Here is a 9,646-nt window from a genome sequence, read left to right as displayed (position 1 = left end):
CCTTTTTGTGCGTTTGCCACCTTGTTTTGTGCGGATGGCCATCTTTTTTGTGCGTTTGCCACCTTGTTTTGTGCGGATGGCCATCTTTTTTGTGCGTTTGCCACCTTGTTTTGTGCGGATGGCCATCTTTTTTGTGCGTTTGCCACCTTGTTTTGTGCGGATGGCCATCCTTTTCGTGCGGATAGCACCTTCATTCGCTCGGATAACACCACCGCTCGTGCACATCCCGCATAAGGCACTACCAAATCCACACCCTGCGTCCCAAACGCCCCTATTCTCTTTCCACTTCAAATTGCTTCATTTCCATTACTTTGTCACTTGGACTTCGGGTAAATAATATTCATCTACAAAACTTGTTGTAATATTGCCTTTAATAAATTCTTTGTGGCTGGCAATTTTTAATAACATCGGAATATTGGTTTTGATTCCTTCCACTTTGTACTGTTTTAATGCCTTCACTAAACGTTTGCATGCCTGTTCCCGCGTTTCGCCGTAGCAAATCAGCTTTCCAATCATCGGATCATAGAACGGGGTCACATTGGAACCTGACTCGACGGCGCAGTCATTGCGGATGCCTTCCCCTTCAGGCAATTCCAAAACCGAAATCGCTCCTGGAGAAGGATAAAATGTAACCGGATCTTCCGCATAGATTCGCGCTTCAATCGCATGCCCTTTGATTTGTAAAGAATCGCGGGAAATTTCTAACGGAAGTCCTTGGGCAATGCGGATTTGCTGTTCAACCAGATCCACGCCGGTGATTTCTTCCGTCACCGGGTGCTCCACTTGCAAGCGGGTATTCATTTCCAAGAAATAGAAATTCTCTTTCTCATCCACCAGAAACTCAATGGTTCCTGCATTGGTATAGCCGATATATTGTGCCGCCCGAACGGCCGCCTCCAGCATCTTTTCACGAGTCGTTTCAGAAAGGGTTGGGGACGGGGCTTCTTCAATGACTTTTTGATTGCGACGCTGGATGGAACATTCCCGTTCAAAAAGCGGCACGACGTTCCCATGAACATCGGCTATAATTTGAACTTCCACATGGTGCGGATTTTCGATGTATTTTTCGATATACATCGTTCCGTCGCCAAAGTAGGATTGTGCCCGCTTTTTATTGCCCTCAAAGGCTTTTGCAAGTTCTTCCTGGTTATGGATTCGCTGCATGCCGATGCCACCGCCGCCGCTAGAAGCTTTCAACATTAACGGATAACCGATTTCCTCTGCCACTTTGATCGCTTCTTCCACGCTTTCGATTGCCACATTGACGCCCTCGATGATCGGCACTCCCGCTTCCTTCATCTTGATTCTCGCTTCCAGCTTGCTTCCCATTGCGGCAATGACTTCATGTTTTGGTCCAATGAAGACAATGCCCTCTTCCTCGCAGCGTTTGGCAAAATTCGGATTTTCAGAAAGCAAGCCGTAGCCTGGATGAATGGCATCAACATTCGCCTTTTTCGCCACTTCTATAATCTTCTCAATATTTAAGTAGCTTAAGGCAACGGGAGGTTTACCGATTTCATAGGCTTCATCCGCTTCTCTTACGAAAATGGCATCCCGGTCCGCCTCCGAATACACTGCAACCGTTTGAATGTTCAATTTTTTGCAGGTACGAATCACTCTTCTAGCAATTTCTCCGCGGTTTGCGATTAAAATTTTCTTAAACATCGGCATACTACTCCTTCCCATACCGTTTAGTGCTTTTTTTGTACAAGTTTTGCAATCGCTCGAAAGAACGCCGATTGCTTTCATCAATGAACCAGTTTTGCAGTGAATTGCTCCCTCAATTTGAACTTCTGAATTTTACCGGATGCTGTCATTGGATATTGATCCACAAAGAAGATATATCTCGGGATTTTGTGTTTTGAAATCTTCCCTTCGCAGAACTCGCGAATTTCTTCGGCGGTTGCCGTTTCGCCTTGTTTCAAGATGATGAAAGCAGCCACTTCTTCCCCGTATTTTTCATCAGGCACGCCAACTATCTGCACATCATAGATTTTTGGATTTTTATATAGGAATTCCTCGATCTCCCGCGGATAAATGTTTTCCCCTCCACGGATGATCATATCTTTCAGGCGGCCTGTAATACGGACATAGCCGTTTTCATCCATCGTGGCCAAATCTCCGGTGTGCAGCCAATTGTCTTCATCAATGGCTTCGCTTGTCGCTTCCGGATTTTTATAATATCCTTTCATCACGTGGTAACCACGCGTGCAAAGTTCGCCTTGTGTATTTGGCGGCACTTCTTTTCCTGTTGTCGGATCGATGATTTTCACTTCCACGTTCGGCAAAGCGCGGCCAACAGATCCCACTTTCAACTCAAACGGATCATCTGTGCGCGTTTGCGTAATCACCGGGGAAGATTCCGTCTGTCCGTAGCAAATCGTAATATCTTTCATATTCATTTTTTGGATGACGGATTTCATGAGCTCTTCCGGACAGTTGGAACCGGCCATGACTCCGGTACGCAAAGTGGATAAATCGAATTCATCAAAATTCGGCAAGTTCAATTCGCTGATGAACATGGTCGGTACGCCATGAAGAGCTGTACATTTTTCTTTTTCCACCGTTTTTAATACTTCCACCGGGTTGTATTCCTGAATCGGTACCATTGTACCGCCGGCAGAAACGATGGCCATCGTACCAATCACACATCCGAAACAGTGGAAGAATGGAACAGGGATGCATAGGCGGTCTTCATGCGTCAATTTCATGCATTCGGCAATGTTGATAGCATTGTTGACGATGTTGTAGTGTGTCAACATGACGCCTTTCGGAAAGCCTGTTGTTCCGGAAGTGTACTGCAAGTTGATGACATCATCATAATGAAGTGCAGCTTTTCTTTTATCCAATTCTTCATCCGATACTTGTTCCGCCAATTTAATGACATCATTCCAGTTGTAAACGCCATCGAATTGTTTTTCGCTGATAATGATGACATTTTTTAACATCGGCAACCGTTTTGATTTCAGTTCGCCAGGTTTACATGTTTTTAACTCTGGGCAGATTTCGTATACTGTATCGATGAAGCGATGGTCTTTGTATTGTTCAATCAGGATCAGTGTTTGGGAATCGGATTGTTTCAATAAATATTCCAATTCCGCAGTACGGTAGTTCGTATTCACTGTCACGAGCGGTGCCCCCATTTTTCCAGTGGCAAATTGAAGTGCCACCCATTCAGGCACATTCGTTGTCCAAACGGCGATATGGTCTCCCTTTTGGATGCCAAGAGCCATCAATGCTTTCGCCACTTGATCGGACCACGCATTAAATTCCTGGTATGTCAGCCTCAAATTGCGGTCGGAATAGACTACCGCTTCCTTGTTTGGATATTTTTCCGCTTGCTCCTCCAATAATTGACCGATAGTTTTATAAACGAGATCAGCCATTCCATTCCTCCTTTATATCCTTATTAGCACCCAATTAATCTTGAAATCACAAGGCGTTGAACTTCGGAAGTACCTTCACCAATTTCCATCAGTTTGATGTCCCGTAAATGTCTTTCCACATCGTACTCTTTCATGTAACCGTAACCGCCATGAATTTGAATGGCCTGATTACATACTCTGAAGCCCATTTCCGATGCGAAAAGTTTCGCAAATGCCGCCTCCTTTCCGAAAGGTTTATTGTTGTCTTTCAGCCACGCAGCTTTATATACCATGTTGCGGGCCAATTCTATTTCCATGGCCATATCAGCCAATTTGAACTGAATAGCCTGGAATTTGGAAATCGGTTGTCCAAACTGATATCTTTCTTTTGCATATTTCAACGCTTTTTCATAAGCGGCTTGCGCAATCCCTACCGATAAGGCGGCGATGGAAATCCGTCCGCCGTCCAACGTTTTCAGGAACTGGCTGTATCCACGTTTCGGGTCGCCCAATACATTTTCTTTTGGCACGCGGACATTTTCCAAAACAATTTCACAAGTGTTGGAAGCACGTACCCCCATTTTGTCGTAATCGCAACGGATGGTTACCCCTTCAGCATCAGTCGGAACGATGAAGGACGTGATGATTTTCTTTCCGTCTTCCCTTTCTCCGGTAACCGCGGTTACAATCACTTGTCTTGCGTATCCGGCATTTGTAATGAAACATTTTTCGCCGTTGATGATGTATTCATCGCCCACCAGTTCAGCTTTTGTTCTTGTTCCACCGGCGTCTGAACCTGCATTCGGCTCTGTCAACCCGAATGAACCGAGAGCTTCTCCTTTGGCCATCGGAACGAGCCATTTCTGTTTTTGCTCCTCTGTTCCGAAATAATAGATTGGCGAAGCGCCCAAACTGATGGCCGCTGCATAGCTGAGCCCAGTGCCGCCACAGGCTTTTCCGATTTCTTCGACGGCAATGACATAGGAAATCGTATCTCCACCTGAACCTCCGTATTCTTCAGGAAACGGAATCCCCAGAAGTCCAAGCTCCCCCATTTTTTTGAACGTTTCGATTGGGAATGTGGAGTTTTCATCATGTTCTCTTGCATAAGGTTTAATTTCCTGTTCTGCAAAATCTCTTACCATTTCTTGAATCATCAATTGTTCCTTTGTTAGTTCAAAATTCATGAACATTTCCCCCTATCATAAAAACCGACTAGTCGGTTTGTTTTTGACCAACAGGTGCCAGTAACTGCCCCAATTGTTCCGCCTCTTGTAAACCTTGCTCTGTCACGATGGAGCGAATAATCATATCTTTGAAAATGGCTGTAATTTCTTCCATTGTCAGCGGACCGTCCTGCTTGAACCATTTGTATGTCCAATTGACCATTCCAATCATCGCCATCGTAACAATGTTGGCCGGCAATTCTTTGCGGAAGTCGCCGCTTTCCTGCCCTTCGGCGATGACCTTTTCAAGCAATTTCCGGTAGCGGTCCCTTTTCTCGTTAATGATTTGCTTAAATTCATCATTCAAATAGTTGCTTTCTTCATAAAATACGGTGATGTAAGGCTTATACATGTCGAACACCTTGATGAATGAGTGCAAAATTGCCGCAAGTCTTGAGATGGGCGTTTGATTTTCAGCGTAGGAATGTTCCGCTTTTTCAATCACATAGGAAATAAAGACATCATGGATTTCATATAAAAGTTCATCTTTGGATTTGTAATTGTGATAAAAACCGCCTTTGGACGTGCCTGCTTCCGACACGATTTTGTCGACGGTGACTCCGTGATAACCATGTTGCTGAAATAAGTGCAGCGATGTTTCCAGGATCCGTTCTTTCAATGGTTTTTTCATTTTTTACCGCCTTTCGGTATCACGCATTAAACATAATTGGACGTTAGTAGAAATATATTTATTTTTCTAGCATTTTATGACATAAATCAAATAATTTTTGAGTATGAAACTTTTACCATTCTATTAAATTCGGCGAAATGCTATAATCCGCTTCTGTTTTGCTTTTTAATTCTTCCAATGTGATATCCTTTGATTTTTCTATTAAGACCATTCCATCTTCTGTAAAATCAAACACAGCCAATTCTGTGATCAAGCGGTCAACCACGCCCTGTCCTGTCAGAGGCAACGTGCACTCTTTCCGAACTTTCGGCTCCCCTTTTTTCGATAAATGCTCCATAATGACAACGACGCGTTTCGCTCCTTGAACCAAATCCATCGCGCCACCCATGCCTTTGACCATTTTTCCCGGGATCATCCAGTTGGCCAAATCGCCTTTTTCAGAAACTTCCATTCCGCCTAAAATGGCCAAATCGATATGTCCTCCACGAATCATGGCAAAGGATTCTGCACTGTCAAAAAATACGGCTCCTTTCACTGCCGTTACCGTCTCTTTGCCGGCATTGATCAAATCCGCATCCACTTCTTCTTCCGTCGGATATGGCCCGATTCCCAGCAACCCGTTTTCGGACTGCAACAACACTTGATAATTTTTTGGGATTTCATTGGCAACGAGCGTTGGCATGCCGATTCCCAAATTGACATACATGCCGTCTTTGATTTCCTTTACGGCCCGCTTGACGATTTTCTCTCTGGTCGTGAGCGTCATCCTTGTTGAACCTCCTCTCTTATGCGCGTCGTCTTTCTCTCGATCCGTTTTTCGTAATGATCGCCAACCAGGATGCGTTGAACGTAGATGCTTGGCGTATGGATTTGATCCGGATCCAATTCACCCACTTCAACCAGCTCTTCCACTTCGGCAATGGTGATTTTTCCTGCCATCGCAGCCAACGGATTAAAGTTTCTTGCCGTTTTTCGATAAACGAGGTTTCCTAATTTATCGCCTTTCCATGCCTTTACAAAAGCGAAATCGCCAACGATGGCCCTTTCCTCAATGTATGTTTTCCCATCGAATACTTTTGTCGGCTTTCCTTCCGCAATTGGCGTTCCGACACCGGTTGCCGTATAGAATGCCGGAATTCCTGCGCCGCCTGCCCGGATTCTCTCAGCGAGCGTTCCTTGAGGTGTCAGTTCGACCTCGATTTCACCATTTAAAAACTGCTGTTCAAAAGTTTTGTTCTCACCTACATAGGATGCGATGATTTTTGAAATCTGTTTGTTCGCTAGTAGCAAGCCTAATCCCCAATCATCTACGCCGCAGTTGTTGCTGACAACCGTTAAATTTTTTGTCCCTTTTCGCAAAATCGCATCGATCGCTTTTTCAGGGATACCGCATAAACCGAAACCGCCGACGATGATCGTATCCCCATCCTTCAATTCTGCAATGGCTTCATCGAAGGATGTAAATACCTTTGACATGCTGCAACGCCTCCTTTTCCTTTCAAGCAAATAGCGTATCCATTCTTTTATATGTGGGAAAAACTATTTTTATACTAATGTTTCATCGAAAAAATAGATTTTAACATTTCAATACGCTATCTCGAAAAGTGAAAATTTTAATGCGTTCAATGCATTATTTTCTCTTTTATACATATTACCTTATTTTTGTCGTTATAATAAAGAATTTTTTACTTACAAAATAAAAAAAAACGGCCAACCGGAAAATAATTTTATTCCAGTTGGCCGATGGGCGTATTTTTTTGGACGGATGATTGATAGAGTTCCAGTAGAAAATGAACTAACATTGCTTATCCAAAGACATTTTAAAATTATCTTTTTCTCTCATAAACGACGTATTGATACGTAAATCCTTCTGTTGCCTTATAAACTTCGCTGGCTGACACCGCTTTCCATTCCTTCCCGTATTCCGGGAAGTATGTGTCCCCTTCAAATGCATGGTCGATATGCGTGATATATAACCGGTCAGCCATCGGAAGCGCCAATTTAAATATTTGTTCGCCACCAATCACCATAATTTCTTCGGCATCGCCTGCCAGTTTCAAGGCTTCCTCGAAACTGGATGCCACTTCAATCCCTTCATGATGGTAATCTTTGTTTTTGGTGATGACGATATTTCTTCTCCCAGGCAGAGGACGTCCAATGGATTCGAAGGTTTTTCTGCCCATGATGAGGGGTTTTCCCATCGTCGTTTCCTTGAAATATTTTAAATCTCCTGGCAAATGCCATGGCATCTGATTTTTATAACCGATTACTCGATTGTTGTCGTGGGCTACGATTAATGAAATCATATTCTCTCTCCTATGTATTTTTTATATTTCTATTTTGTCTTGCTTTATTCCCCCATAAACAGGAGCATTTAAATCTTGTTTTTGCTTTGAGCAAGGTCTCACCAATTGAAGCATTTTCCGCTTCAGTATTCGATAAACGTTTTGGATGTTTTCCAAAACTCAATGGGCATTGTGTTTTGGCATTCAAGTTTTCTTAAATGTAACAGCACATCCATTACAAAACCTGATACTTATTTTATTTCATCTTGGGGATTTAGGAAATATATTTGGGGTTATATTATTTTTTTGGAAAATTCTTAATCAAAGCGGTATTGGCTTTCAGTCTTTGACAGAATGGGAAGGAAGGTTTAATTTTTTGACTATTACCCAAAGCTCGTTTTATCTTCTTCCCCTAAATACTCGTATTGTTATCCTCGTCTTGATAGTACAGACTTTTCAAATCTGTTGCTTGAATCACGCATACAGGTCTGTGAGGGGCACGACTCGTTGAAGTGGGAGTTGAATCGGAATCAGGTTCCAATTTGACGGGTACGGTATTTAGTTTTTCATTTGCCAAATCAAAACACCTCCTCTGTATCGATAACTCTATCGTACAAGGAGATGCGATCGATTTATATGCGTTATTTGAATTCGGGTTTACTTTACAACTGACTTACAGGTGAAGTTTTCATCACTAAAAGTAGTAATAGAAATTGGTTGTTATTTAATGAAAAAAGCCACAAAGTTGGAATAAGTCATTTCCATCCTTTTGTGGCTTTCATCGAATCGTTTAAACCGCAACCGGCGCTTTGATCGTTGGATGAGGATCATATCCTTCAATCGACAAATCTTCCAGTTCGATGTCAAATACCGACTTTTTCTCCGGATTAATTTTTAATGTCGGCAGTGCTTTCGGTTCTCTGGAAAGCTGTTCTTTCACTTGGTCCAAATGGTTCAAATAAATATGTGTATCCCCGAAACTGTGAATGAATTCTCCCACTTCAAGTCCGCATTCGTGGGCAATCAAATGTGTCAATAATGCATAGGAAGCAATATTAAAAGGAACGCCCAAAAAGACGTCTGCACTTCGCTGGTAAAGTTGGCAAGAAAGCTTTCCTTCCGCCACGTAAAATTGGAATAACGTATGGCAAGGAGGCAAGGCCATTTCATCCACTTCCGCCGGATTCCATGCAGAAACAATCAATCGGCGGGAATTCGGGTTCCGTTTGATTTGCTCAATGACGTTCTTTAATTGATCGATTGTTTCCCCATTTTCGCCAGGCCAGCTTCGCCACTGCTTGCCGTAAACCGGGCCCAATTCTCCGTATTGTTTCGCAAACTCATCGTCCGTCAATACTTTCTCATGGAAAATTTTCATTTGCTCGTCCAACACTTTGGCAAATTCTTCATCGTTTGCGGCGCGCAGACCAAAGTCCGTCATATCCGGACCTTCATACTCATCGGATTCCACCCATTTTTTGAATGCCCATTCATCCCAGATATGATTATTATGTTCCAATAAATAACGGATATTTGTATCCCCTTTGATAAACCATAATAATTCACTGGCAATCAATTTAAACGGAACACGTTTCGTTGTTAAAAGAGGAAACCCTTTACTTAAATCAAACCGCATCTGATAGCCGAAAATGCTGATCGTTCCCGTACCGGTTCTATCCTCTTTCTTTACCCCATGTTCTAAAATATATTGCAACAAATCCAAGTAAGCATATTCTGGATGACGCATATCGATACTCTCCCGTCTTATGTAAAATCAAAATAAAACGTTTTTTTCCTCATTCGAGTAAAATTCAATTCTTATCATAACATAAAAGCGACCATAAAAGAGAATGACCAAAATGTGAGCATTAAAATTCATTTTTCTGAAAATTTTGTATACAATAATAATATCCAAATACACTGGGGGGATGTCAATGGCGGAGATTACGATTTATATCGGACTGATTTTGTATACAATTTATTTGACTACACTATGTTTTACCGATTAATGAAAAAAAGGGCTTGTCTAAAAAGTCCATAAAAACAGAGCGAATGGAGAAAACAATGAGTTTTTCCATTCGCTCTGTTTCCTTATTTTTGAAATTGGTTTGGGAATTTGCGGCCCTTTTCAGTATGTTG

General features: G+C 42.5%; 9 protein-coding genes. All 9 read right to left on the bottom strand.

Annotation, left to right across the window (positions count from 1 at the left end; all coding sequences use genetic code 11):
* Positions 1–291, bottom strand: a 291-nt coding sequence (locus tag ACFPOH_RS11985) for a hypothetical protein (protein WP_390309837.1), incomplete at its 3' end; no start/stop codon positions are given.
* 15 nt (positions 292–306) lie between these two features.
* Positions 307–1,665, bottom strand: coding sequence for an acetyl-CoA carboxylase biotin carboxylase subunit (locus tag ACFPOH_RS11980; protein ID WP_342581455.1), 1,359 nt, complete (start codon positions 1,663–1,665; stop codon positions 307–309).
* An 83-nt stretch (positions 1,666–1,748) separates the two neighbouring features.
* Positions 1,749–3,386, bottom strand: coding sequence for an AMP-binding protein (locus ACFPOH_RS11975; protein WP_342469334.1), 1,638 nt, complete (start codon positions 3,384–3,386; stop codon positions 1,749–1,751).
* Positions 3,387–3,409: 23 nt separating this feature from the next.
* Complete coding sequence (locus ACFPOH_RS11970; RefSeq protein ID WP_342581456.1) at positions 3,410–4,552, bottom strand: acyl-CoA dehydrogenase; 1,143 nt, start codon at positions 4,550–4,552, stop codon at positions 3,410–3,412.
* A 28-nt stretch (positions 4,553–4,580) separates the two neighbouring features.
* Positions 4,581–5,222: a TetR/AcrR family transcriptional regulator gene (locus tag ACFPOH_RS11965; protein ID WP_342469332.1), complete on the bottom strand. Its 642-nt coding sequence runs from the start codon at positions 5,220–5,222 to the stop codon at positions 4,581–4,583.
* Positions 5,223–5,334: 112 nt separating this feature from the next.
* The gene (locus tag ACFPOH_RS11960; protein WP_342469331.1) at positions 5,335–5,988 is read right to left on the bottom strand and encodes a CoA transferase subunit B; all 654 of its coding nucleotides are present in this window, start codon (positions 5,986–5,988) and stop codon (positions 5,335–5,337) included.
* On the bottom strand, positions 5,985–6,698 hold the full coding sequence (locus ACFPOH_RS11955) for a CoA transferase subunit A (protein WP_342469330.1): 714 nt from the start codon (positions 6,696–6,698) through the stop codon (positions 5,985–5,987). Before ACFPOH_RS11955 ends, ACFPOH_RS11960 begins: the two co-directional genes overlap by 4 nt.
* Before the next feature lie 350 nt (positions 6,699–7,048).
* Entirely contained in the window at positions 7,049–7,528 is a 480-nt protein-coding gene (gene folA / locus ACFPOH_RS11950) for a type 3 dihydrofolate reductase (RefSeq protein WP_390309833.1), read from the bottom strand.
* Positions 7,529–8,297: 769 nt separating this feature from the next.
* Complete coding sequence (locus ACFPOH_RS11945; protein ID WP_342469327.1) at positions 8,298–9,254, bottom strand: thymidylate synthase; 957 nt, start codon at positions 9,252–9,254, stop codon at positions 8,298–8,300.
* Between the last annotated feature and the right edge of the window lie 392 nt (positions 9,255–9,646).

Source organism: Ureibacillus suwonensis (assembly GCF_042655065.1).
Taxonomy (GTDB): Bacteria; Bacillota; Bacilli; order Bacillales_A; family Planococcaceae; genus Ureibacillus; species Ureibacillus suwonensis.
This window is presented reverse-complemented; position numbering and strand designations above follow the sequence as displayed.

Coding starts and splice junctions, on each gene's coding strand:
- ACFPOH_RS11980 (WP_342581455.1), bottom strand. CDS start 1,665: ATGTTTAAGAAAATTTTAATCGCAAACCGCGGAGAAATTGCTAGAAGA.
- ACFPOH_RS11975 (WP_342469334.1), bottom strand. CDS start 3,386: ATGGCTGATCTCGTTTATAAAACTATCGGTCAATTATTGGAGGAGCAA.
- ACFPOH_RS11970 (WP_342581456.1), bottom strand. CDS start 4,552: ATGAATTTTGAACTAACAAAGGAACAATTGATGATTCAAGAAATGGTA.
- ACFPOH_RS11965 (WP_342469332.1), bottom strand. CDS start 5,222: ATGAAAAAACCATTGAAAGAACGGATCCTGGAAACATCGCTGCACTTA.
- ACFPOH_RS11960 (WP_342469331.1), bottom strand. CDS start 5,988: ATGACGCTCACGACCAGAGAGAAAATCGTCAAGCGGGCCGTAAAGGAA.
- ACFPOH_RS11955 (WP_342469330.1), bottom strand. CDS start 6,698: ATGTCAAAGGTATTTACATCCTTCGATGAAGCCATTGCAGAATTGAAG.
- folA (WP_390309833.1), bottom strand. CDS start 7,528: ATGATTTCATTAATCGTAGCCCACGACAACAATCGAGTAATCGGTTAT.
- ACFPOH_RS11945 (WP_342469327.1), bottom strand. CDS start 9,254: ATGCGTCATCCAGAATATGCTTACTTGGATTTGTTGCAATATATTTTA.